Here is a 22,261-nt window from a genome sequence, read left to right as displayed (position 1 = left end):
CGCCCGCCGCCCGCCTCACCCCTCTTCCTTGTCTTCCTCGAACAACGCCCGGAAGAACCGCTCCCGATGGAGCAAAAACTCCTTCGTGAGCCGATAATGCTCCGTCTCCTCGTACTGGACCGTCGCAATGCCGTCCTCCGAAAGCTCGTAGAGCAGCGCCTGAGGATACGCGAGCAGGATCGGCGAATGGGTCGCGATGATGAACTGCGCCCCAGCCTTGGCCAGGACATGGAGATGCCCGAGGAAACGGAGCTGCCTCCCCGGCGAGAGCGCGGCCTCCGGTTCGTCGAGCAGGTACAAGCCGTCGGGGCGAAACTTCTCTTCGACGAGCGTCAAGAACGCCTCGCCATGCGAGCGCTCGTGCAGCGAGCGGCCGCCATACCACGCCTCGATGCCCAGGTGCTCGATGTGGGTGGCCACGTTGAACGTGCTCTCGGCCCGGAGAAAAAAACCGTGCCGCTCGCGGCGCGCGCTCCGGACCGGACGCAACGCCCGGTGAAGCTCCGACTCCGAGCTTTGCGTGGCAAATCGAAAGTTCTTCGAGCCCCCCTCCGCATTAAACCCGAGCAGGAGCGCGACAGCTTCGAGGATCGTGGACTTGCCCGAGCCATTCTCCCCGACGAGGAACGTCACCCGGGGATGAAAGTCGAGGGTCTCGAGCGAACGAACGGCCGGGATGGTGTACGGATAAACGTTCGGGTCCTCGACGCGGTCACGGAGCAGCGTGATCGCTCGAACGAAGCCTTCCGAAGGAGGGAGCTTGGCGGGCTTCGAGCGCTTCATACGAACCCTGGCGTAGCAGCGCGCCCGGGGGAAAAACAAGCGTCCATCGGAAGCGTCTGCCCCCCTGGGACGTGGACACGAACGTCCCCCAGGAGGTGACCTCATCTCCTGTCGGAGGTCGATCGACCTCCGACAGGAGGTGTTTCCTCTCCTTCCAGAGGCCTTCGTAGGCCTTGGGGTGTTCTCTCACCTCCGGGAAGAAGTCCACGACCTCCGACGAGAGGTTCCTCACCTCTGGGAAGAGGTGCGCGACCTCCGATGAGAGGTTCTTCACCTCTGGGAAGAGGTGCGCGACCTCCGACGAGGAGCCCCTCACCACCGGGAAGCCGTGTTCGACCGCCGGGAAGAAGTCGCAGACGTCCGGGGACGCTTCACGGACCTCGAAAAACGCTTGAAATACGTCGCGCAAATCGGCATCAAGGCCGCCGCCTCCCCCTCCTTCACGTCGCCCCTGCCTCCTTCCTCGCTCCGTGCGCACCTTCCTCCTCATCGCCCCCTACTTCGCGCCCCAGGCCGCCGTCGGCGCCTACCGCTGGGTCAAGCTCGCGCGCAAGCTCGTCCCGCGGGGCTACCGGCCCGCCGTCCTCTGCGCGACGTTCCCCGAAGACACGCAGGATCCCGAGCTGCTCCGCGCCCTGCCGCCCGAGGTCGTGACGCACGACGCCTACCTCGACCGCCGGATCCTCGCCGCGCGTGATGGCCTCACGGCCCTCGAAAAACGCCTGCGGGGCCCCGCGCCCGACAAGAAGGGCCCGGCGCGCCCCATCGAGGGCCTGAACCCCTTCCGCGACCTCGGCGACCGCTGCTTGCTCCACGGCCCGCACGCCGCCCGCGAGGCCGTCGCGCTCGGCCGCCGCGAGGGGGCGCGCGCCGTCGTGGTCAGCGCCGGCCCCTTCTCCTGCTTGCCCGTGGGCGTGCATGCGGCCCGCCGCCTCGGCTTGCCGCTCGTCCTGGATTTCCGCGACCCCTGGGGCCTGCACGAGTCCGGCGCCGCGCCGCCCCAAGGCGCCGCCGAGCGAGGTCGCCATCACGTGGTCGCCACGCTCGAACACCACATCCTCACACGCGCCGACCACGTCGTCCTGAACACGCGCCGCGCCCTCGCCGCCTACCAGGAGCGTTATCCCTTCCTCGCCGGCAAATCGTCCTTCGTCCGCAATCATTTCGACGCGTCGCTCTACGACCCCGCCCCTGCGTCGCCCGAGCCGCCCTCGCGGTTCACGATCCTGCACACGGGCACCCTGCGCGCAGAGACACGCGTCGACGACATCGGCCAGGCGCTCCGCCGCATCATCGACCGGGACAAGCTCACGCCCGCGGATCTCGTGCTCCGGCAGATCGGCCGCGCAACGGCATTCGAGCGCGCCGAGGTGGAGCGCATGGGGCTTTCGGCCTTCGTCGACTTCACCCCGCCCATCCCGCAGCGCGCCCTGCTCGGCGAGCTCCGCCGCGCGCACGTGCTGCTTTCCATGGTGGATCCACGCGTCGTCTTGCGAATCGCGGCGAAGACGTACGATTACATCGCCTCGGGCATGCCCATCCTCTCCATCACGGAAAACCCCGAAGTCGACGAATTGCTCGCGCACCGCCCAGACAACGCGCGCATCCGCCCCGGCGACGTCGACGCGCTCGTCGCGTCCCTCTCGGCGCACCTCGCGCAGTTCCGCGCGACGCGCGCCCTGCCCTCGCCTGTCCCGGCGCCGAGCGAGTTTTCCTCGGAGACGGCGGCCGACAGGTTCGCCGCGGTGCTCGATGGCCTCGTCCGGTAGAGCCGGAGCATGGGAGGCGTTGCGCTGGGGCTTTGCCCCAGGCCCCACCCGGGGCTGTCCGCCCCGGGACCCGGACCAGCGAGGCGCTGGACCCAGGTCGATGAACTGCGCGGTGCGCAGTTCATCGAACAGCCAGGGTCAAGACCGGCGACGGGCCTGCCAGCCAAGACCGCAGCGTTGACGGTTCCACTGGCGGGGTGGCCGTCGCCAGTCTGAGACGCACGTCCATGGTCTTGCCACCGGCCCGTGGGAAGAACTGCGCGTTGCGCAGTTCTTCCCCTTCGGTCCAGGCCGTGCCTGGTCCGGGGTCGAGGGGGCGGACAGCCCCCCGCGGGGTCCGGGGCAGCGCCCCGGCGCGACGGCTCCGTCATCTCCTCCGCGCCTCGGCCAGCAGCGTCAGCCCGCTGTCTGGCCGCCGCGCGTGATCCTCGGCGAAATCCGAGATTACCTTGCCCACCGTCCCCAGCACGGCATACCCGATTCCGTGCAGGGGCATGAGGAAGGGCGGCAGATCGTCGAGCTTCCAGGAGAGCCGCGCCAGCGCGAGCGTGATGGGCGTCGTGAGGATGTAGTGGTATCGCTCGAGCTCGAGCCCGGCCCGCCGGAGTTTTTCGCGCAGGTGGTCCACGGTATAAAAATTGTTCACCGCGTACCTCCGCCGATGCGCGTCGCGCTCCGCGTCCGTGACCTCGGGGTTTGATAGGCTGTCGGCTGAAAGAAAAAGCCTGCCGCCGGGCCGGAGCACGCGGCTGACGTGTTCGAGCACGCGGTCCTCGTTCCGGAAATGCTCGATGACGCAGAACGAGATCACCTTGTCGAACGAGTCGCGCTCGAAGCCGAGCTCCTCGGCGTCCATGAAATGGTAGTCCGTCCGCTCGCTCTGGTGCTTGCGTTGCGCCTTGGCGAGGCGCTTTTCGTGGATGTCCACGCCCACCACGTGCGCGCCTCGCGCTGCGATGCGGGCGTCGTAATATCCGTCGCCACAGCCGATGTCGAGGACCCGCTCCCCGGGCCGCGGATCCAGCCATTGGAGCAGCGTCGAGCATTCCTCGATGCGGCGGAAATGCCAGTGGGTGAGCGTTTCCATCATCGATACCATGGGGGTTGTCGTTCCGTTCATCTCGACCTTCATGCAGAGCAAGACGGATGCCGGAGGGCTGAAGCTGCGCAATTCCCCTGGAATCGTGCACCTCGCCGTCCGCGCGCCGACGCGGGGCCCTTCTTGGGTGTCGCGCACGTGCCACGGCGCGTCTGTCGTGGTGTCGTCGTTTCTCGACAGGGGCGCTCGTATCCGGTGTCGTCGCCTCGCCACAGGGGGCGCGCCGGGCTTTCGAAACGACGAAGGCCGCGCCCTTTCGAGCGCGGCCTCGTTCGTCCCGGATGGTTTCGGGGCGGTCAGTCCTTGCGGTACATCGTCACGACGCAGGCCCCGCCGAGGCCCAGGTTGTGCTGGAGCGCGACCTTCGCCCCCTCGACCTGGCGCGCCTCGGCCGTGCCGCGGAGCTGCCAGACGAGCTCGGTGCATTGCGCAAGTCCGGTCGCCCCGAGCGGATGGCCCTTCGAGAGCAGCCCGCCCGACGGGTTCGTCACGTACTTGCCGCCGTACGTGTTGTTCCCTTCCTCGATGAACTTCTCCGCCTCACCCTCTTTGCAGAGGCCGAGCGCCTCGTACGTCACGACCTCGTTCGCCGTGAAGCAGTCGTGCAGCTCCACCACCTGCACGTCCTCGGGCCCGAGTCCCGATTTCGCGTAGACCTGGTCGGCGGCCGCCTTCGCCATGTCGTAGCCGATCATCTTGATCATGCTGTCGCCGAAGCTCGACGCATAATCCGTCGTCATCGACTGCGCCGCGATGTAGATCGAGCCGGAGATGCCCTTCTTCCGGGCAAAGTCCTCCGAGCAGAGGATCGCCGCGGCCGCGCCGCACGTGGGCGGGCAGCACTGGAAGCGCGTGAGCGGATCAAAGACCTCGGGCGAGGCCATGATCTGCTCGAGCGAGAGCACCTCGTTGAACAGGGCAAACGGGTTCTTGCTCGCGTGCTTGCGGGCCTTCTCCGCCACCTTGCCGAACGTCTCGCGCTTCGCGCCGTACTTCCAGCGGTATTCGCGCCCCGCGCCGCCGAACATCTGCGCCGTCGGCGGCGACTGGTTGAAGCCCTGCACGCGGTTCATCACGTCCGCGTGCTTGTCCATCGGGCTCGTCCGATCGCCCCACTTCGAGCCGAGCGCGCCCTTCTCCATCTGCTCGAAGCCGACGACGAGCACACACTCGGCGAGGCCGCCCTCGATGGCCTGGCGGCCGAGGTAGAGCGCCGTCGAGCCCGTCGAGCAGTTGTTGTTCACGTTGATGACGGGGATGCCCGTCAGGCCGACCTCGTAGACCGCCCGCTGCCCGCACGTGCTGTCGCCGAAGACGTACCCCGCGTACGCCTGCTCGACGTCTTTGTAATCGACGCCCGCGTCCGCGAGGGCCGTGCGCGCCGCCTTCGCGGCCATCACGTTGTATTCTTCGCTGGCGCCGGGCTTCTGGAACTTCACCATTCCGACGCCGATGACGTTGACTCGCCTGCCCATTTGAGCCTCCTTCTGCGAACGCGTCGCGATTAACCCAAGAGCCCCTTCAAGAAATGCAGCCGGTTCGAGGCGATCCGCACGTCGCCGTCGACCCGCAGGCGGCCCGTCTGGAAGAGCCGCGCGTCCTGCTCCTTGCCTGCCACGAACGCGACGAAGTCCTCCGTCGAGAGCGTGAGCACCGCCGCCGGCTTCGTCGCCCGACCGACCGCCACCGTCGTCTTGCCGCCCGTGAAGTCGACGTGCCAGTCGCCCTCCGTCAGGCGGAATTCGATCACGGCGTCGACCTCCTTCGCGAGCTCGGGCGACTTCACCAGCCGCTCCTTGAGCGCATCAAAGACCGCCGCTGCGCCCGGCCCCTTCGGCGCCGCAGCCGCCTGCGGAGCCGCCTCGACCTTCACCTCGCCGCTCGCGGCCTTCGCCTTGTGCGCGGCGATGGCGGCCTTGGCCTGCTCGGGATCGATCTTCTTCATGAAGCCGAGCTTCTGCGAGGCCATGACGTTGCCCGAGATCTTGAGCTTGCCCTCGAAGTAGAGCTTCTGCGGATCGGCCTGGCCCGTGGCCATCGCGAGCCAATCGGACGACGCGATCTCCAGGACCGTATCGGCCTTGTCCGCGCCCGCGCCCGGGAAGACCGCGCCCTTGCCATTCTTCAGATCGATCGTCCACGTCGCGTCCGGGCCCTTCAGCTCGAACTGGAAGATGGTCTTCACCTTCTCGACGACGGCCGGGTTTTTCTCGACGTAATCGCGGATCCCGATGAACACGTCGCCGGCCGGATCCTCGGCCGCCTTCGCGGGCGCCGCCGCCGCCGGAGCCGCCACCGCGCCGCCGGCCGACTTCGCCTTGTGCGCGGCGATGGCGGCCTTGGCCTGCTCGGGATCGATCTTCTTCATGAAGCCGAGCTTCTGCGAGGCCATGACGTTGCCCGAGATCTTGAGCTTGCCCTCGAAGTAGAGCTTCTGCGGATCGGCCTGGCCCGTGGCCATCGCGAGCCAATCAGACGACGCAATCTCCAGGACCGTATCGGCCTTGTCCGCGCCCGCGCCCGGGAAGACCGCGCCCTTGCCGTTCTTCAGATCGATCGTCCACGTCGCGTCCGGGCCCTTCAGCTCGAACTGGAAGATGGTCTTCACCTTCTCGACGACGGCCGGGTTTTTCTCGACGTAATCGCGGATCCCGATGAACACGTCGCCGGCCGGATCCTCGGCCGCCTTCGCGGGCGCCGCCGCCGCCGCCGCCGCGGGCTTTGCCTTCGGCTGGGGGATTTCCTTCCACAACGTGATCGCCGCGTTCGAGATGACGACCTTGTCGCGCTCCTTGACCTTGCAGCGGAACACGATGCGCTCGTCGTTCTCCTTCCACATCTCGGTCACCACGGTCTCGCCCGGGAACACGCTGTCCGCGAAGCGCACCTTGATGCTCTTGAACTTGCGCGCGTCGCCGCCCGCGAACGCGTGGATCACGTGCCGCGCGGCATAACCGAACGTGCAGAGCCCGTGCAGGATCGGCTTCGAGAAGCCGAACGCCGTGGCGAAGCTCGGGTCGGCGTGGAGCGGGTTCCAGTCGCCCGAGAGGCGATACAAAAGCGCCTGGTTCTCGGGGATCTTCTGCTCGATCGTGGCGTCCGGCGCGCGCTCCGGCGGGACGTTGATGTCCGACGAAGGCCCGCGCTCGCCGCCCCAGCCGCCCGCGCCGCGGATGACGGCCGTGCTCTCATTGCGCAGGAGCTCCTCGCCCGACTCGTCCGTGCTGCGGATCTCCGTGACGACCAGCGCGTTCTTGCCCTTGTCCCAGATCTCCTTGACCTTGGCCTTGTGCGTGAGTTTTCCGTGCGGCGGCAGCGGCCGCATGAGCTCGAGGTATTGCTCGCCGTGCAGGAGCCGATCGAGCCCGTAGTTCATGCCGGGCGCGGTCTTGCCCGCCTTCGCGAGATCCATCAGCGCAGAGAGCGCCGGCACGACGCCGAACGTCGGCAGCGGGGCGAAGCCCTGCCCGTGCAGCTCGTAGACGTAACGCAGCTCCTTGTCGTCGAGCGGGTTCTCCGCCGCGCCGACGCCGAGCGCGTAAATCGAGAGATCCCGCTCGTCGTAGCTCGAAGAAACCGCCGGATACTCGTAGCCAAGCGCCTGATCGACGTCGATGAGGTCATTGCCGCCCTTGGCCGGGCCGGCCTGCACGTTCGCCATGACCGGGCCCATCGACTGGTTGATCTCGGCCGGGTGCGTGGCCTTGTCGAAGCCGGCGATCGCGCCCCAGCCCTTCTGGATGTCCTCGAGCTTGATCTCGCGCCCGAGCCGCACCGTCTTGCCCTCGGCGCGCTCCCAGCGGAGCTTCGCGAAGAAGCCGCCGCCGACCTCGAAGAGCCCGCCTGTCTCCGTCGAGCTCTCATGACACAGGTAGGCCACGAGCGGGCTCACGTACTCGGGCTTGAGCGCGTCGATGAGCTCCTTCGGCAGCACGGTCTCCGTCAGGCGCGAGCCCGCGAGCGGCGCGATCGTGTTGACGAGGACGTTCTTCTTTTTGCCTTCGAGGGCCAGCGTGTTCGAGAGGCCCACGAGGCCGAGCTTGGCCATCGCGTAGTTCGCCTGCCCGAAGTTGCCGTAAATGCCGGCCGCCGACGACGTGAAGATGATGCGGCCGTAGCCCTGGTCGCGCATGTGCGGCCACGCCGCGTGCGCGACGCGGAAGCTGCCGAGCACGTGCACGCGGTAGATGAGCTCCCAGTCCTCCTCGGTCATCTTGTGGAACGTGACGTCCCGCAGGATGCCGGCGTTGTTGATCACGATGTCGATGCGGCCGAACGCGTCGATCGCGCTCTGCACGATCTTGCCGCCGTTCTCCACCGAATCGTAGTTCGCGACGGCCTCGCCGCCGGCCGCCTTGATCTCGGCGACGACCTTGTCCGCCGCCTCGGAGCTCGTGCCCCCGCCATGCCGGCCCCCGCCGAGATCGTTGACCACGACCTTGGCCCCGCGGCTCGCGAGCAGGAGCGCATGCGCACGCCCGAGCCCGTTGCCCGCACCAGTGACGATCGCTACTTTTCCATCGAAACGAAGCTCGTTCGCCATGAGCTGGATCCCTCGCGCGAGAAAGTTTCGCGTACGAAGTATCCGAATTGGTGAGCGACGTCAATGGTTCGTGTGGACGAGAACGTGCGGAGCCCGTTTGCCAGGGCCGGCGTGATCCGTCAGCGCGTGGCGCCGGAGCTGTCGAGGGGCTGGAACGCGGGCACGCCCCCGGCGGCCCAGACGGCGACGATCTTGCCGGGCAGGTCCCACATCGGGCCGAGGTCGAGGTCGGCGCTTCCCGCGAAGCCCTTTTCCAGCGCATCCAAGAGGGCCGTGTAGGTCTCGTTCAGCGCCTTCTGCGCGGCGTCGAGGTCCGCGCTGCCGCCGGTCGGGTACGTCTTGAACGCGCCGCCGAGCTTCAGCATGACCTCCGTCATGCGAAAGCGGCCGAAATGGCTGAAGCGGTCCTGGACGTCGGAGCCGTCCTCGGGCCGAAGGTCCGGCTCGACGAAGGGACCGACGCTCCCCTCCCCCTGATCGACGATCGCCTTGATGGCCTTGTCCGCCTGGGCCCGCGCCGTCTGGCTGTCGCCGCCGATCGTCGCGGAGAAGCCCGTGTAATCGTCGCCCGGGTATTTCGGATCGGCGAACTCGCTCTTTTGCCGGTGATCGGCGTTCGGATCGTAGAGGCTGCTCCAGAGCTGATCCACGCCCTGCTCGATGGCCTTGTAGAACTGGCCGATGGAATCGTAGACGTCTTGCGGCCCCTTCGCGGGCCCGTCCACTTTGGGCTCCGGGGTCTCGATCGCCGTCATCAAGCGGAGCTGCGCCTCGTTCACCGGCCCGAGCTGCACCGGCACCTTCCCCCCGATCCAGGGCGGGAACCCCTGGTCGTACCGCGGCGCCCACGCGCCCGTGAGCTTCGGCGAATCCCCCTTCCCGGCGAAGAGCGCATTGTAGAGGTTCGCGGCGATCTCGAGGTGCAACATCTCCTGCACCACGACCGAATAGATGTCGTTGAACGCGAGCTGCTCGCGGCTCCGGTTCGGGTTCTTGGGGCTGCGCACGGGCGTGAGCGTCGGCGGGTTCGACGCGCTCGTTCCCGGCACCTGCAAGGAGTACGCGGCCGTGAGGTAGATCGGGATGGTCCAGAGCTCCAGGTACACGGCCTTCTGGAGGTGATCTCGGAGGGCGTCCGCGGTCCAGGTCCTGCTCGTCATGAAAGAAAGCTCCTTTCGGCGCCGAAGGTACCGGCCGAAAAGAGCTCCGGTCAAGCCGCGCGGCGGCTCACCTTCGCGAGGCAATAAAGGAAGTGGTTGAGCTTGGTACGCGCCTCGGCCGCGACCTCGCGCAGCGCCGCCTCCTCGTCGTCGGCGAGCGCTTCGAGCGGATCCATGATGACCACGATCGTCCGGCCATCGTCGTCCTCGTACACGGCGAGATTGCAAGGCAGGAGAATGCCCACGTCCGGATCGGCGATCAGCGCCCGGTGCGCGAGGACGGGGTTACACGCGCCGAAGATCGTGTACCGCCGGAAAGGCACGCCGAGCCGGGCGCGCAGCGTCTCGTCGACGTCGATCCGCGTGAGGACGCCGAATCCGACGTCCTTCAGGAACTGGGGGATTTTCGCCAGTGCGTCGTCGTACGGGAGGTCGAGTGAAGCGCGGAGATTCGTCCTCGGCATGGGCTCCCCCTCGCCCCGAAACGTGGCGCGCCGCGCCGGCGATCGAAAGGGGACATACGGCCCATTCGAGGACGCGCTCGCTCGTCAAGCGCCCCGCGCCCGCGTGATTGTCTCCCGAGCGGCCGCGACGAAGCGCGGCGGGAACGTCGCCGGGTCGAGGAAAAACGCCTCGAGGCTCGGCACCGCGTTCGGCATGCCCGCCCGCTCGTCGGCCACCGCCGCGACGAGCAGGTGCCCCGTCCCCCGCGCGAGCCGCGTGTTCGGCAGCCCCGCGGCCGCCGGGAACGCCTCGGCGATGGGCCTGCCCGCGTGCTCCGGCAAGAGGCCTCTTCGCCGCGCGCGCAGCCCGTCCGCCGCGACGAAGAGCGCGCGATAAAAATCACGCTTCTCCGGCACGGCCCGCGTGAGCTCGCGGCCGAGGACCCGGAGGTGCTGTTCGAGCAGGAGGCTCGGCATCCCGCGGTTCGAGAGCACCCCGGCGAGCCACTCGACCTGCCGCTTGATCGTGGCCTCGGCGTGCTCGGGCAAGGTCGCGAGGAACGCGCTGTCGCTGCGCGTGAACCGGACGCCCCGCTCGCCGTACCGGAGCCCGTAATAGGGCGTGAGCCGCAGGGAAATCTTGCCGGCCCGGAGCGCCGCGTCGATCTCGCGCGGATCCGTCGGCATCGGCATCATCCCGGCCTCGGCGTTCAGCGGATGCGACCAGGTGGTCTCGGCCGCCTCCCGCCGGCTGCCGCGCGCCCTGCCCCCGCGTGTCCCCATGCCTTCGGTGTTCACGTCCCCGGTTCTCCCCCGAGGCCCCGCGGAAGCAAGAGCCCCCGACCGGCAAACCCCGTCATGCGGTCGATCGTCTGGAGGAAGGCGTCGTAGAGCAGATCGTTGCCGCGGAGGGTCCAGAGCACCTCGGCGTTCGCCCAGGCGGCATCCCGCGCCTTCCGCACGCTCCAGACCGCCATCATGTTGTCCACGCAGCCGAGGGCCTCCTCGACGTCCCGCAAAAACCCCGTCGCGAGCTTCTTCGTGGCGACCTTCTCCGCGTCCTCGAGGATCTCGTTGATGAGGAGGTAATCATCAAAAAACCCCGTCCCGCGCCGCGGCTCGATGCTCTTGCGGGTGCACGTCTCCACGACCGCGATCGCGAGGTCGTGGTTGATGTGCGCGTTCATGCCGCAGAGGGCGTGCTGGAGCCGGGCGATCGAGCGATCGTGCCGGGCCTCGAAGAGCGGCTGCCAGGCGCGCGGCGAGGAGCCCGGGGCGCGCAGTTCGGCGACGAACGCGTCGAAGTAGAGGGCCGCGAACACCACGTCGAGCTCCTCGATCAGCACGGGCGTCGAGAACCGCCCCCGATCGAGCTCCTGGCGGATGCGGTCCGTCACGAAGGAGTACAGCTCGTTGAAGGCGTGGACGCCGTCGGCGCTCGGCAGGGCGCCGCTGATCATCTCCATCACGGCGAGCACGTCGTGGATGGAGCGCAGCGGGCGCGACAGGATCCGTTCGGCGAGGGATTCGCGGCTGGTCATGCCCCCCGAGGTTACCCCAGGGGAAGCGCGCGCATCAAAGATCGAGCTGCATGCCGAGCTCGACGACGCGCTCGGGCGGCAGGTTGAAGAAGTTCGTCGCCCCGGTCGCGTTGCGCGACAGGAAACCAAACACCGTCTCCGACACCTTGTCCATCTTCCCGTTGCCCGTGGCGAGCAGGGTCTCGCGGCCGAGGTAGTAGGTCGTCTCGTCGGGCTCGATCCGCAGGCCGAGCTTGGCCTTGGCCACAGCGAGCAGCACGGGGACGTTCGTGTCCTCCATGAAGCCGGAGCGGAAGATGATCCGGTAGAAGTCGTCGGCGATGAGCGAGGCCTCGACCCGCTGCTCCGGCGGCACGCGCGGGATGCGCTCGGGAATCACGGTCACGAGCAGGACGACCTTCTGGAGCGCCTTGCTGCGGCTGACGTGGTGGAGCAGGACGGGCGGCGCCTCCTCGGCGCTCGACGTGAGGAAGACCGCGGCGCCGTCCACGCGGGCGGCCGTCTTGCCGGTGCGCAGCTCCTCCAGCACCTCGACGAGCGGCCGGGTGCGCTTCTTGAACTCCTGGCCGAGCAGCGTGCGGCCCTTCCGCCAGATCGCCATGCAGACGAAGATCATCGAGGCGATGAGGAACGGCACGTACCCGCCGTCGAAGAACTTGAGCAGGTTCGCCCCCAGGAACGCGAGGTCGAACGTGAGGAAGAGCAGGAGCAGGGGCAGCGCCTTCGCGAGCGACCAGTGCCAGCGCTCCCGCACGACGACGAAGAAGACGATCGACGTGATGGTCATGGAGCCGGTGACGGCGAGGCCGTAGGCCGAGGCGAGCTTCGACGACTCCCGGAAGGAGAGGACGAGCACCATACACGCGGCGAACAGGGCCCAGTTCACCTCGGGGATGTAGATCTGGCCCTCGGTCTCCGAGGAGGTGTGCTTGACCTGGACGCGCGGGAGGAAGCCGAGCTGCACGCCCTGCCGCGTGAGGGAGTAAGCGCCGGAGATCATGGCCTGCGAGGCGATGACGGCGGCCGCCGTGGCGAGGGCGACGAGCGCGTACGTGGCCGGGCCCTTGGGGACGAGGGAGAAAAACGGGTTCGCGGCGGCCTCGGGGTGCTGGAGGAGGAGCGCGCCCTGGCCGAAGTAGTTCAAGGCCAAGGACGGCATGACCATGCCGTACCAGGCATACGTGATCGGCTTGCGGCCGAAGTGCCCCATGTCCGCGTAGAGCGCCTCGCCGCCGGTCACGCAGAGGACGACGGAGCCGAGGATGACGAACGCGTGCCACTTGTTGGTGAGGAAAAACGTGACCGCGTACGCCGGGTTCATGGCGGCGAGGACGGCGGGGTTCTTGACGACGTAATACGCCCCGAGGCCCCCGAGCGTGAGGAACCAGAGGATCATGATCGGCCCGAAGACCCTGCCGATCCCGGCGGTCCCGCGCTTCTGGACCCAGAAGAGGCCGAGCAAGATGACGACGGAGATCGGCAAGACCGCCGGCTTGAGGGAGCTCGCACCGACGGCGAGGCCCTCGACGGCGCTGAGGACGCTGATGGCCGGGGTGATGACGCCGTCGCCGTAGAGGAGCGAGGCGCCGAAGAGGACGAGGGCGGCGATCCAGCCGATGTGCGTCTTGTTCTTCGGCCGGAGGTTCTCGGGCACGAGCGCGAGGAGCGCCATGGTGCCGCCTTCGCCTTCGTTGTCCGCTCGGAGGACGAAGGTGAGGTATTTCACGGCGACGACCATGGAGAGGGACCAGAACATGAGGGAGAGGAGGCCGAGGACGTTCTCCGGGCTGGCCTGGACCCCATGGGGCGCGGTGACGCACTCCTTGACGGCGTAGAGGGGGCTCGTGCCAATGTCGCCAAAGACGACGCCGAGGGCCGCGAGGACGAGGCCCGGGAGCGCGCCGGGGGCGTGGGCATGGCCGTGGCCGTGGCCGCCGGGGGCGTGTCCGTCGGGGTGGGCGCCGGGGGCGGCTGCGCCGGGGGCCGCGGTTGCGGCGGCGGCGTCGGCGGCGGCGTCGGCGGCGGCCATGGCAGCAGCTTCGGCGTGGACCTGGAAGGCGCCGACGATGCTGGGTTCGTCGGCCATGGCAAGGGGCGGCTCGGAAGCGGCGGGCGAGGCTGCTTTTGGGGCCGGGGTCTGGTCGTCGTTCATCGCGGAGGGCGACGCTACACCCAAGCGGGCGGGGGCGGAAGCGGGAGCGGGGGCGGGCGCGGGGGCGCGTGCGCTCGGACCGATCCGTGACCGTTCGAGGTCATCCGTGTCAGTCCACGATCTCGAACGGCGCCTCCACGAAGCTCCGGTCCCTCCAGACGAACAGCTTGTGCTCGTCGACCACGGGCCCCTCGGCGCCCGCGCGCACGCTCGTCACCAGGAACGCGAGCGGCCACAGCGGCCCCGGACCGAGCCGCGCCGATCCCCCTTCACGCGCCGGCGGATCTCCCCCCGACATGACCGCAGCGTCGGTCGCGCTGAAGTACGCACCGGCATCGAGGTGCGAGTGGTAAATCACCTTCACCGGGCGCCCGGCCCCGCGCCCGCGATGCACCGCATCGTTGAGCTTCTTCTCCTCGAAGGCGAAGAACGTGCGCGCCGTCCGGAAGAACGTCTCCGGGTCGATCTGATGCAGCCTCGCTGCCAAATTCGGCAGGGCCACGATTTCGTCACAAAGCAGCGCGTCACTCGCCGGCCCCACCAGATATCCACAGGCCTCCTCGTCCTTGCCATATCGAGCGCGCGCGTCCGCTTCGAGGGCCCGCATGACCGCGCGCGTCAAACGCAGACCGCCGTGCATCCACGGCGCGTCGAAGCTCGTCCACATCGCTCCTACCTCGTCTCTCCGTCACCTACCTCGCCGACCCTGCTGAATGCGGCGCCCGGCTGATGTAGGCTGCGCCCATGGACATCAGCCAGGAGGCGATCGACCTCATTATCGCCTGGGAAGTGGCAGGAGGCGAGCGCGAGCTCGCGCGGTCCCTGTACGACCGCAGGTACACGCACCCGCACTGGCCGGGAAACGAAGCCTCGGGCCTCACGATCGGCATCGGCTACGATCTCCGCCACCAGACGAACAACTTCGAAGGCGACTGGAAGATGCGGCTCTCCGCCCTGCCGGTGCCCGATGCGTACGATCGCCTCCGCGCCTATCTCGGCGTGGGCGGGTCCAGGGCCGCGGAGAGGGCCACGCGCGACATCTCGATCCCCTGGGACGATGCCATGATCGTTTTCCGCATCCGGCGCCTGCCGTCGTACATCGACCTCGCCAAGAGCGCCTTCCCGGGCGTCGATACCCTGGGGCCCCACGCCTGGGGCGCGCTCACGTCCCTCGTCTACAACTGCGGCACGAAGACGAAAGACAAACCCCTCAAGAAAAAGGCCTACGACTCCATCCGCGCGGCCATCGCCGGAAACCGCATCCGCGGCGTCGCCGATGGCATTCGCGAGATGAAGGCTTTCCACACCGCGGCGACGCCGGAAGTCGCCCGCGGGCTCCACCGGCGCCGTGACGCCGAGGCCGCGCTCGTCATGAGGACGTGGATCCTCGAGGCGGGCGAGGTTGTAAAACCCAACCTGTCCGTAGCTTGAGCTGGAGACACCGATGAGCACCACGAATCACGCCACCATCGAGATCGCGAGCGGCGACTTCCTCGACGTCCGCACCTTCGCCATCAAGCAGGGCATCAACCAGCTCTTCCACATCGACGTCCGCGCCGTCTCGAGGAGCCTCGACATCGACTTCGACGAGGTCATCGGCAAGCCCGCGAGCTTCCGCCTGCGCACCTCCCAGGCCTCGCCCACCTGGCAGAGCATCTGCTCGCAGATCGAGCAGGTGCGCGCGGATGCCCAGGGGCTCGCCACCTACACGCTCACGCTCCAGCCGCGCGCCTGGCTCATGACCCAGCGCAAGAACTACCGCATCTTCCAGTTCGAGACCGAGCTCGACATCGTGAAGAAGATGCTCGGCGAATGGGGCATCGAGTTCGAGGAGCGCCTCGACCCGGCCAACTACAAGCCGCGCAAGTACCGCTGCCAGTACGCCGAGACCGACTTCGCCTTCCTCAGCCGCATGCTCGAGGACGCCGGCGCCTCCTACTACTTCGAGCAAAGAGACGACAAGACCGTCCTCATCCTCGATGACGCCCCGCACGCGCGCGAGCTCCAAAAGCCCGGGCTGCGCTTCCATGACGAGCCCAACACCACGCTCGACGAGGCGTTCGTCACGCGCGTCGCCATCCGCCAGCGCGTGCGGCCGGGCAAGGTGACCATCGGCGACCTCGATTATCGCAAGCCGAGCACCAACCAGCCCAGCCTCGCCGCCACCGGCGGCCTCCCCCAGGAGCAAGCGCTCGAGCAGTTCCACTACGAGCCGGGCGCCTTCCTCTTCAAGCAGAGCGGCGGCGGCGGCAGCACGCCGACGGCCGATGATCGCGGCAGCTCGCGCACCGACGAGCAGCTCGGCAACGTCAAGACGCAGAATCGCCTGCACGGCAAGCGGGGCTCGGCCAAGCGCATCAGCTTCGAATCGAACGCCCTCGACCTCGTCCCCGGCGTCATCGCCAGCGTCAGCAACCACCCCCACCGCACGCTCGGCGCGGACCGTTCACTCCTCGTCACCGAGGCCCTGATCGAGGGCGATCACGACGGCGATTGGCGCGTGCACGCCGAGGTCGTCCCGACCGACATCCCCTACAAGCCGGACACCAAGACCGCGCGGCCGAAGGTCACCGGCCTCGAGAGCGCGTCCGTCGTGGGCCCCTCCGGCGAGGAGATCCACACGGACGAGTACGGCCGCGTCCGCCTGCAGTTCCACTGGGATCGTGAGGGCAAGCGCGACGAGACGAGCTCGTGCTGGGTCCCCACGAGCCAGCCCTGGGCCGGCGCCGGGTTCGGCGGCGTGAACCTCCCGCGGATTGGCCAGGAGGTGCTCGTGGAGTTTTTGGGCGGCGATCCGGATCGCCCCGTCGTCGTGGGCCGCGTCTTCACCGAGACGCAGCCGCCGCCGTACAAGCTGCCCGACTTCAAAAAGGTGAGCGGCCTGCGCTCGGAGTCGAGCCCGCGCCTGGTCACCGGCGCGGCCGACGGCAGCAGCACCGGCCTGTCATCGATGGGAGGTCTCCTCGGCGGGCAGGCTTCGACGCTCGGCAGCGGGGGCATCGCCGAGACCCTCAACCACCCCTTCTTCCAGGCGAAATCACCCGACCAGCAGACGCACTCCTTCGCCGGGAACGAGGTCAGCCTCTTCGACCAGCCCGGCAAGCAGCAGATGTACCTCCAGGCCGAGCGCGACATGAACGTCGTCGTCAAGAACACCCAGACGGCCGTGGTCAGCAATGCGCGGAGCACCCGGGTCGGCACCGACGACGTGCTCGGGGTGAATCACAAGCAGCTCAACGTCATCGGCAACAACCAGACGACGAGCGTCGGCGGCGATCGTTATATGAGCGTGGTGGGAACCCAGACCCACGACGTCACGGGCGACATCATCGACTGCGGGCAGAAGGATCGGGTCTACGACACCACCAACACCTTCGCGTCCGCCGCCAAAGTCCACCACCTCATCAGCGAGGAAAAAATCATCCTCCAGGTCGGCAGCTCGACGATCGTGATGCAGCCGAATTTCATCGTGATCCAGGCGGATGACGTGTTCATCAACCCCGGCGCGGAAGAGACGCAGAAGGCCGCGAACGGCGAGCGCCCGGAGAAACCCGAGGAGAAAGAGGCGCGCGAGCAGAAAGCGAAGGACGCCGCCCTCGAAAAAGAGCGGGCGCGCACCGCGTGGGAAAGGATGAACAACGACTACAAGAAAATGCCTGAGTCCCACCGCGAGCGCATGAGCGAAGAACGAACGGCCGAGTACATGAAGCGGCGCTGGCAGACGCACTACCAGTCGCAGGGCGGCTACCTCGGGAATGGCAACGGCGACCGGATCTACAACGGCATCCAGTCGGGCGATTACAAGCTCGATTGAGAGAAGCGGCGCGCGGCGCCGGGGGTGAACCCCCGGCGCTACGGCGCGAGGCTCGGCAGGTCTTTGACGAAGTGCCAGTCCTGGAAGTGGCCTTCGGGGATCGCGCCCACGAAGTCGGCCGCATCGATCCCCCAGAGGAGGGCCTCGACCCGGTTCGTCGGCGCGCCTGCGACCAGGCCCGCGGCGTCGACCGTCTTCTGCACGACCTGAAGCGCGATGGGCGCTTTCTCCTCGGGGCGCTTGCTCTGATTGGTGGGCTCGCCGCCGTAGAAGATGTGCGGCGCGCCGTCGATGATGAGGCCGTTGCACTTCGTGAAGTCGGTCCTGCGGCTCGCGGGCATGCTCTCGATGAAGACGCAGTTGCTGCCCGTCACCGGCGACTCGTCGTGCTCATCGGTGCGCGTCTGGGGGCTTACGTTGGCGGCGCGGTTCTTCGCCTCTTCGAGGAAGACGTGCTCGACGCCTTTGACGATCTTCTCGGACGCGTCCCTCGGGTTGACGTACTTGTCGATCAAGTTGCCGACGGACTGCGTGGTGCCCGCGACGGTCGCGGCCACCGCGAAGACGGCGAGCGACGCGCCTCCCGTGAACACGATGAGCGCCCCGAGGGCGATCCCTCCGGCCGTGTAAGCGATCTGGATGTTGAAGCTCTTGTGGTCGACGGAGGACGTGACGCGCGCGGCTTGCTCGACAGACATGACAAACCCTCCTACGACGAACGCCGGACCATCAGCGATCGGCAGAACTCGCCGGCGAACGCCTCGATGTGCTCGCGGAACGAGGGCCGCCCCGAGAACGTCGCGACCAGGGTGCGATCGGCGAGCTCGATGAAGAGCTGCACCTGGAAGATGACCTCCTGGTCCTTCTTCCAGCGGATGGCCGCCACGTGATGGCGCACGGGCAGCTCGAGCACGGGCGGCTCGTCCACGTGGAGCATGGGCAAGCGCTTCTGATACTCGGACATCGCGATCTCGAAGAGCTTGTCGACCGTCGGGCGATCTGGGCTGAGATCGCGCTGCACGACGAGCCCGACGCGGCTGCCGTCCTCGGTCTGCCATTCGAGCGTGTGGATCGTCCTGTCGATGTAGCCCGCGGGCACGGCCACCTCGACGTCATCCATGTAATAGGTCGTCGTGTTCATTGCGGAGCTCCGAGCCGCACGAGGTTCCGGTGTGCTGCCATGGCCACGATCTCCTCGGCGCACGTCGAAACGATCCACTGGTTCGTCGGCGCGAACGACTGGAGGATCTCGAGCTGCCGACGCGCCTCCGCCCCGCTGAGGTAGAGCTCCGGCGTATCAAAGAGCACCACCGAGTGGTGCACCCCCACGAGCGCCATCGACGCCGCGATCATGAACGCCTGTTTCTCCGACATCGACAGCCGCGACAGCGGCCTCGGCGAGCCGCCCCCCGCGCTCACCACCTCGAGGTCTCCCGCGCTTCCCACCCCTGAAAGCCGGAGGTGCGGGCAGAGCTCTGCGAACAGCGCCCCGAGCGTATCGGTCCGCGCGGCGTCCGCGCGCCTGAGGATCATGCCCTCGGCGAGCTTCATGAGCCCCGCGTATTTGTCCGGCCCCCGCGTGAGCCGCTTGCGGCGCTGGTCGCCCACCGGATCGCCCACCGTCGTCGCATACGACGGAAGCCCGCGATCCGCGGGGATATAGTCCATCTTGCCGTGCTGCCGATCGTGGTCGTATCGCTCGAGCAGCACGCCGATCGCCGGATCGGGCGCGAGCTCGACCGTGCCCGAGCGCGCGTAGATGGACTCGGTCGAAAGGAGCGGCTTCGTGACGCCGACGAACTTCTGCTCGTCCTCCGACATCCACCACTGCATCGAGATCTTCGCGGCCGTGCCCGCCGGCCCGAGCACATCATCGAGCCGCGGCCGCGGCCCGTACGCCGCCACGCGCTCCTTGCCTGCGATGATCATCTCGAGCAGACGCGTCTTGCCGCCGCCCGGCGGCCCCGTCACGACGATCAGATCGGCCGGAACGCCGCCGTCGCGCGCGAAATCCAGCGAGCCGTCCGCAAGCCCCGCGAAACCCTTCCACGCCACGCTGGCGATTCTCATCGCACTCCTACCTCCGCAGACGGCTCTGGCCCCATCCGTCGCGGCCAGAGTAGAGAACTGCGGTCGATGGAGGAAGCCTTTGCGTGCGGCCCCGCCGGGTGTCCTCCTCATCCCGTCGCGGGCGCGGCTCGAGCCGCGGTCGTACACGAACTCCGTTGACCCGCGGAGGGATCTGTGCTGCCCACCCGCGAGCCCCAGGAACCCGGGGGAGGAAGCCCCTGCCCTACCCCTCCACGCGACCGTGCAGCACGCGACCGAGCGCCAGGGCGACGAGGGCCTCGGGTTGCGTCTCCGCGACGTCCTCGCGGAGCCTCGCCTCGGCGAGCACCACCACCGGATACGAAGGCAGGAGCGGCAAGGACGTCGCGACCGCGTCGGAGAGATACACGAGCATCACGTCGCCGCCGCGCGCGAGCGTGAGATCGGCGCGGATCCGCGTCGCGCCGAGGAGCATGCGGCGCTTGTATTTGCGTCCTTCGAGCAGGATCCGCTCCACCTCGGAGGCCACGTAGCGCGACGGGAGCGAGAGCGACGTGGACGCGGCCTCGATCTGCCGGCCGAGGGCGAGCACGGTGTCGGGCCGCGGCGGGACGGGCGCGGCGATCGCCTCCTGCGCGACGGCGATCGCCGCGAGCACGCGCTTGTCTCCCCCCGCGACCGTCTGCGCGACGCTGACCGCCGCGCGCAGCGCCTCGAGCTCGTCGAAGACGGGCTTGAGGTCGCCCGCGACGGCGAGGAGCGGCGGGTGCCAGTTGCTCTGGTCCTCGAGGCTCTCGGCGAGCGCGCGCCGGATCTCGGCTGCGTCCGCCGAGCGTGTGCACGAGAGGACCCGGGCCACGTCGGCGCGCTCCTGCTCTTCCTGCGAGAGCTTGCCGTGCGACACATCGGCGGGCTGCACGGGGCGCGGGCCCGCGAAGATCGGCGCGAAGCGCTTCTGCAGGCGGAGCCGGGGCAAGACCTTCGGATCGAAGTCGAGGACGTCGACGACGGCGAGCCTCTGCACCGGGGCGCTCGCCGGGCGGATCACGCGCGCCCCCGATCTCGATGCGTCCCCGCGACGCTCTTCCCGCGCGGCCGCGTCGGAGGCGGCCTTCACGCTCATGAACCCGAGGGAAGCGGCGCTCGTGCTCTCGGCCTGGGCCGCGTCGGTCTTCGGGGCCTCCGGGGCTTCGAGGCTCCGCGCGTCAGGCTTCGCCCCGCTGAAGGCGCTCTCGAAGGTCGTCGGGGCGTTTTTCGGGGGGGAGCGGCCGGGCGACGGCGACGGCGCGGGAGACAACGGCATCGGCGCGGGCGAGAGCGGCAGCGGCGCGGGCGGCGCCGGCATTCCCGGCAGCGGCGGCGCCGGCATTCCCGGCAGCGGCGGCGGCGCGGGGACCGCGGCGATACGCGAGGGCGGAACGGACGCGGGCGGGGCGACGGGGGTGAAGGGCAAGGCCTGTGGCATCCCCTCGGGTCGGGACGGAGGCGGCGGCTGGGGCAAGCTCTGCGAAAGCGGAGGGTACGAGCCGCGGGAGCTCGGCGCGCCCGAGGGCGCATCGGCCTCGCGAAAGGGCATGACGCCGTCGCGGTGGCTCGGGCGTGGCGGCTGCGCCGGGGTCGTGCCCCGGAAGGGCAGCCCGTCGTGCCGCCGGGCGGGCACCGTAAACGGCATCGTGTGCTCCTCCTCGTCGATGCGCCTGTCCTCGGGCGGCTCCGGCCGCGCCTGCGGGGCGACGGGCGCCTCGTCCGGCGAGACCCGCGCGCCCATCGGCGCGCCGACGACGGTCACCTGGACGTCGCCCCCCGCGGGGAGCGGGATCTGCGCGCGGAAGGTGAGCGTGCAGAGGCCGCGATCGGTGTCGATGCAGAGCAGGTCTCCCTGGAGCCGGATGGGTTCGCCGCGGCTGCCCGCGACGACCGCGTAGGGCGTGAGGCCGGACAGGGTCATGCGCAGGCGCGGGTGCTTCGCGTGCAGGTTCTCCGCGAGGATCGTCTCGTTCGGTTCGAGGGGGCGGTCGAGCCGCTGATCCTCCGGCGCCACCAGGAAATACTGCCTCGGCAAGGTCTTGGGCAACGCGAACGCGTCCGAGCGGCCGAGCCAGGTGCGCTCGCGCTCGCCGAGGAGCCCCGCGCGCACGGGCCACACGGCCGCGATGGGGCCGAAGCCGGCGCGCGGGATGTATTCGTGCAGCGAGGTGATCTCGTGGAGGTGAGGCAAGAGCTGGGGCACCGGGACGGGGCCGAGGAGCGCGCTGCGCGAGAGGTCGATCCCGGCGGGGTTGTCCGTGCCGGGGCCGCCGGCGGCGTATTCGTAGCGGAGGGAGAAGCGGGTCTGGAGGGGCGCATCCTCCACGCTCCCGTCGGCGCGAAAGCGGCGCGGGCCCCAGGCTTCGACGGTCTTGTCGACCGAGCCGACCACGATACGCGCCGCGATCGAGCGCGCTGGCCGCCCCTCGGGGGCGTAGGCGGAGCCGACGAGGAGGACCTCGGCCCTCGGCTTGAACGGGGCGAAGTCGCTCGGCGCGTGGACGCTCCGGGCGGGATCGTCGTCCCAATGCCCATCTTCTGCCTGGAGCGGCAGGGGGACATCGAGCGGCGCGGCATCTCCCGGCGCGAACGTGTAGGTGGCCTTCGCGATGACGGTGACGACGAGCGAACCTCGCTCGTCGCGCCAAAGACGCGAGCCCACGTCGAAGGGGCCCCGCGCGAGCACGCGGACCGTGGCGTGCCGGGCTTGCGTGTTCACGCCGGGCTCTCCGCGCGAGCGTCGTAGGCTGCCCGAGGGAGGATCGGTGCGGGGGCGGCGTACATGAGAGGCGGATCTACCACGAACCGGCGGCGGCTGAAAGCCGCGCTCGCGGCAGTCCCCGGCCGTTGCAGCCGTACCTCGATGCAATGAGCGATGGGG

The 22,261-nt window shown here is 68.7% G+C and carries 18 protein-coding genes; 3 read left to right on the top strand and 15 right to left on the bottom strand.

Going from position 1 to position 22,261, the window contains the following annotated elements; genetic code table 11:
• Window positions 1–15 precede the first annotated feature (15 nt).
• Both QHF89_RS38600 and QHF89_RS38595 read right to left on the bottom strand, forming a co-directional pair.
• Complete coding sequence (locus QHF89_RS38600) at window positions 16–783, bottom strand: AAA family ATPase (RefSeq protein ID WP_136972234.1); 768 nt, start codon at window positions 781–783, stop codon at window positions 16–18.
• Window positions 713–1,273, bottom strand: a complete 561-nt coding sequence (locus QHF89_RS38595) for a hypothetical protein (RefSeq protein WP_136972235.1) — start codon at window positions 1,271–1,273, stop codon at window positions 713–715. The genes QHF89_RS38600 and QHF89_RS38595 overlap by 71 nt, the downstream gene beginning before the upstream one ends.
• On the opposite strand from QHF89_RS38595, the gene QHF89_RS38590 reads away from it, so the two are divergent.
• A complete protein-coding gene (locus QHF89_RS38590) occupies window positions 1,254–2,552 on the top strand; it encodes a glycosyltransferase family protein (RefSeq protein WP_136972236.1) in 1,299 nt (432 codons plus the stop codon). The two genes, QHF89_RS38595 and QHF89_RS38590, sit on opposite strands and share 20 nt — an antisense overlap.
• A 367-nt stretch (window positions 2,553–2,919) precedes the next feature.
• Here the strand turns inward: QHF89_RS38590 and QHF89_RS38585 are convergent, their stop codons facing one another.
• From QHF89_RS38585 to QHF89_RS38545, 9 genes are all read right to left on the bottom strand, one after another.
• Window positions 2,920–3,642, bottom strand: coding sequence for a class I SAM-dependent methyltransferase (locus tag QHF89_RS38585; RefSeq protein WP_284721471.1), 723 nt, complete (start codon window positions 3,640–3,642; stop codon window positions 2,920–2,922).
• A gap of 305 nt (window positions 3,643–3,947) precedes the next feature.
• The gene (locus tag QHF89_RS38580) at window positions 3,948–5,126 is read right to left on the bottom strand and encodes a lipid-transfer protein (protein ID WP_136933081.1); all 1,179 of its coding nucleotides are present in this window, start codon (window positions 5,124–5,126) and stop codon (window positions 3,948–3,950) included.
• Between the two features lie 29 nt (window positions 5,127–5,155).
• On the bottom strand, window positions 5,156–8,194 hold the full coding sequence (locus QHF89_RS38575; protein WP_136972238.1) for a peroxisomal multifunctional enzyme type 2: 3,039 nt from the start codon (window positions 8,192–8,194) through the stop codon (window positions 5,156–5,158).
• Between the two features lie 119 nt (window positions 8,195–8,313).
• On the bottom strand, window positions 8,314–9,354 hold the full coding sequence (locus tag QHF89_RS38570) for a ferritin-like domain-containing protein (protein ID WP_136972239.1): 1,041 nt from the start codon (window positions 9,352–9,354) through the stop codon (window positions 8,314–8,316).
• A gap of 50 nt (window positions 9,355–9,404) precedes the next feature.
• Window positions 9,405–9,818: a DUF302 domain-containing protein gene (locus QHF89_RS38565; RefSeq protein WP_136972240.1), complete on the bottom strand. Its 414-nt coding sequence runs from the start codon at window positions 9,816–9,818 to the stop codon at window positions 9,405–9,407.
• An 84-nt stretch (window positions 9,819–9,902) separates the two neighbouring features.
• Complete coding sequence (locus tag QHF89_RS38560) at window positions 9,903–10,595, bottom strand: hypothetical protein (protein ID WP_136972241.1); 693 nt, start codon at window positions 10,593–10,595, stop codon at window positions 9,903–9,905.
• Window positions 10,592–11,338 carry a DUF5995 family protein gene (locus QHF89_RS38555; RefSeq protein WP_136972242.1) on the bottom strand — a complete coding sequence of 249 codons (747 nt, stop codon included), beginning with the start codon at window positions 11,336–11,338 and terminating at the stop codon, window positions 10,592–10,594. Before QHF89_RS38555 ends, QHF89_RS38560 begins: the two co-directional genes overlap by 4 nt.
• 34 nt (window positions 11,339–11,372) lie before the next feature.
• Window positions 11,373–13,367, bottom strand: a complete 1,995-nt coding sequence (locus tag QHF89_RS38550) for a KUP/HAK/KT family potassium transporter (RefSeq protein WP_136972279.1) — start codon at window positions 13,365–13,367, stop codon at window positions 11,373–11,375.
• A gap of 232 nt (window positions 13,368–13,599) precedes the next feature.
• Window positions 13,600–14,157 (bottom strand): M67 family metallopeptidase, encoded by a 558-nt coding sequence (locus QHF89_RS38545; protein ID WP_136972243.1) that lies wholly within the window; start codon window positions 14,155–14,157, stop codon window positions 13,600–13,602.
• 77 nt (window positions 14,158–14,234) lie between these two features.
• On the opposite strand from QHF89_RS38545, the gene QHF89_RS38540 reads away from it, so the two are divergent.
• Both QHF89_RS38540 and QHF89_RS38535 read left to right on the top strand, forming a co-directional pair.
• The gene (locus QHF89_RS38540; protein ID WP_136972244.1) at window positions 14,235–14,921 is read left to right on the top strand and encodes a lysozyme family protein; all 687 of its coding nucleotides are present in this window, start codon (window positions 14,235–14,237) and stop codon (window positions 14,919–14,921) included.
• 13 nt (window positions 14,922–14,934) lie between these two features.
• On the top strand, window positions 14,935–17,304 hold the full coding sequence (locus QHF89_RS38535; protein WP_136972245.1) for a type VI secretion system Vgr family protein: 2,370 nt from the start codon (window positions 14,935–14,937) through the stop codon (window positions 17,302–17,304).
• Between the two features lie 38 nt (window positions 17,305–17,342).
• Here the strand turns inward: QHF89_RS38535 and QHF89_RS38530 are convergent, their stop codons facing one another.
• The 4 genes from QHF89_RS38530 to QHF89_RS38515 all read right to left on the bottom strand — a co-directional run bounded on the left by QHF89_RS38530 (window position 17,343) and on the right by QHF89_RS38515 (window position 22,099).
• A complete protein-coding gene (locus tag QHF89_RS38530; protein WP_136972246.1) occupies window positions 17,343–18,002 on the bottom strand; it encodes a hypothetical protein in 660 nt (219 codons plus the stop codon).
• Between the two features lie 11 nt (window positions 18,003–18,013).
• Complete coding sequence (locus QHF89_RS38525) at window positions 18,014–18,445, bottom strand: DcrB-related protein (protein WP_136933091.1); 432 nt, start codon at window positions 18,443–18,445, stop codon at window positions 18,014–18,016.
• The gene (locus QHF89_RS38520; RefSeq protein ID WP_136972247.1) at window positions 18,442–19,374 is read right to left on the bottom strand and encodes a hypothetical protein; all 933 of its coding nucleotides are present in this window, start codon (window positions 19,372–19,374) and stop codon (window positions 18,442–18,444) included. The genes QHF89_RS38525 and QHF89_RS38520 overlap by 4 nt, the downstream gene beginning before the upstream one ends.
• Before the next feature lie 223 nt (window positions 19,375–19,597).
• Window positions 19,598–22,099, bottom strand: a complete 2,502-nt coding sequence (locus QHF89_RS38515) for a DUF2169 family type VI secretion system accessory protein (RefSeq protein ID WP_284721469.1) — start codon at window positions 22,097–22,099, stop codon at window positions 19,598–19,600.
• Between the last annotated feature and the right edge of the window lie 162 nt (window positions 22,100–22,261).

This window comes from Polyangium sorediatum (assembly GCF_029946465.1).
Lineage (GTDB): Bacteria > Myxococcota_A > Polyangia > Polyangiales > Polyangiaceae > Polyangium > Polyangium fumosum.
This window is presented reverse-complemented; position numbering and strand designations above follow the sequence as displayed.

Bases quoted from the DNA above. Each gene is read 5' to 3' on its own strand.
- QHF89_RS38570 (WP_136972239.1), bottom strand. From the start codon at position 9,354: ATGACGAGCAGGACCTGGACCGCGGACGCCCTCCGAGATCACCTCCAG.
- QHF89_RS38575 (WP_136972238.1), bottom strand. From the start codon at position 8,194: ATGGCGAACGAGCTTCGTTTCGATGGAAAAGTAGCGATCGTCACTGGT.
- QHF89_RS38600 (WP_136972234.1), bottom strand. From the start codon at position 783: ATGAAGCGCTCGAAGCCCGCCAAGCTCCCTCCTTCGGAAGGCTTCGTT.
- QHF89_RS38535 (WP_136972245.1), top strand. From the start codon at position 14,935: ATGAGCACCACGAATCACGCCACCATCGAGATCGCGAGCGGCGACTTC.
- QHF89_RS38565 (WP_136972240.1), bottom strand. From the start codon at position 9,818: ATGCCGAGGACGAATCTCCGCGCTTCACTCGACCTCCCGTACGACGAC.
- QHF89_RS38545 (WP_136972243.1), bottom strand. From the start codon at position 14,157: ATGTGGACGAGCTTCGACGCGCCGTGGATGCACGGCGGTCTGCGTTTG.
- QHF89_RS38540 (WP_136972244.1), top strand. From the start codon at position 14,235: ATGGACATCAGCCAGGAGGCGATCGACCTCATTATCGCCTGGGAAGTG.
- QHF89_RS38595 (WP_136972235.1), bottom strand. From the start codon at position 1,273: ATGAGGAGGAAGGTGCGCACGGAGCGAGGAAGGAGGCAGGGGCGACGT.
- QHF89_RS38585 (WP_284721471.1), bottom strand. From the start codon at position 3,642: ATGATGGAAACGCTCACCCACTGGCATTTCCGCCGCATCGAGGAATGC.
- QHF89_RS38520 (WP_136972247.1), bottom strand. From the start codon at position 19,374: ATGAGAATCGCCAGCGTGGCGTGGAAGGGTTTCGCGGGGCTTGCGGAC.
- QHF89_RS38580 (WP_136933081.1), bottom strand. From the start codon at position 5,126: ATGGGCAGGCGAGTCAACGTCATCGGCGTCGGAATGGTGAAGTTCCAG.
- QHF89_RS38530 (WP_136972246.1), bottom strand. From the start codon at position 18,002: ATGTCTGTCGAGCAAGCCGCGCGCGTCACGTCCTCCGTCGACCACAAG.
- QHF89_RS38525 (WP_136933091.1), bottom strand. From the start codon at position 18,445: ATGAACACGACGACCTATTACATGGATGACGTCGAGGTGGCCGTGCCC.
- QHF89_RS38555 (WP_136972242.1), bottom strand. From the start codon at position 11,338: ATGACCAGCCGCGAATCCCTCGCCGAACGGATCCTGTCGCGCCCGCTG.
- QHF89_RS38550 (WP_136972279.1), bottom strand. From the start codon at position 13,367: ATGGCCGCCGCCGACGCCGCCGCCGACGCCGCCGCCGCAACCGCGGCC.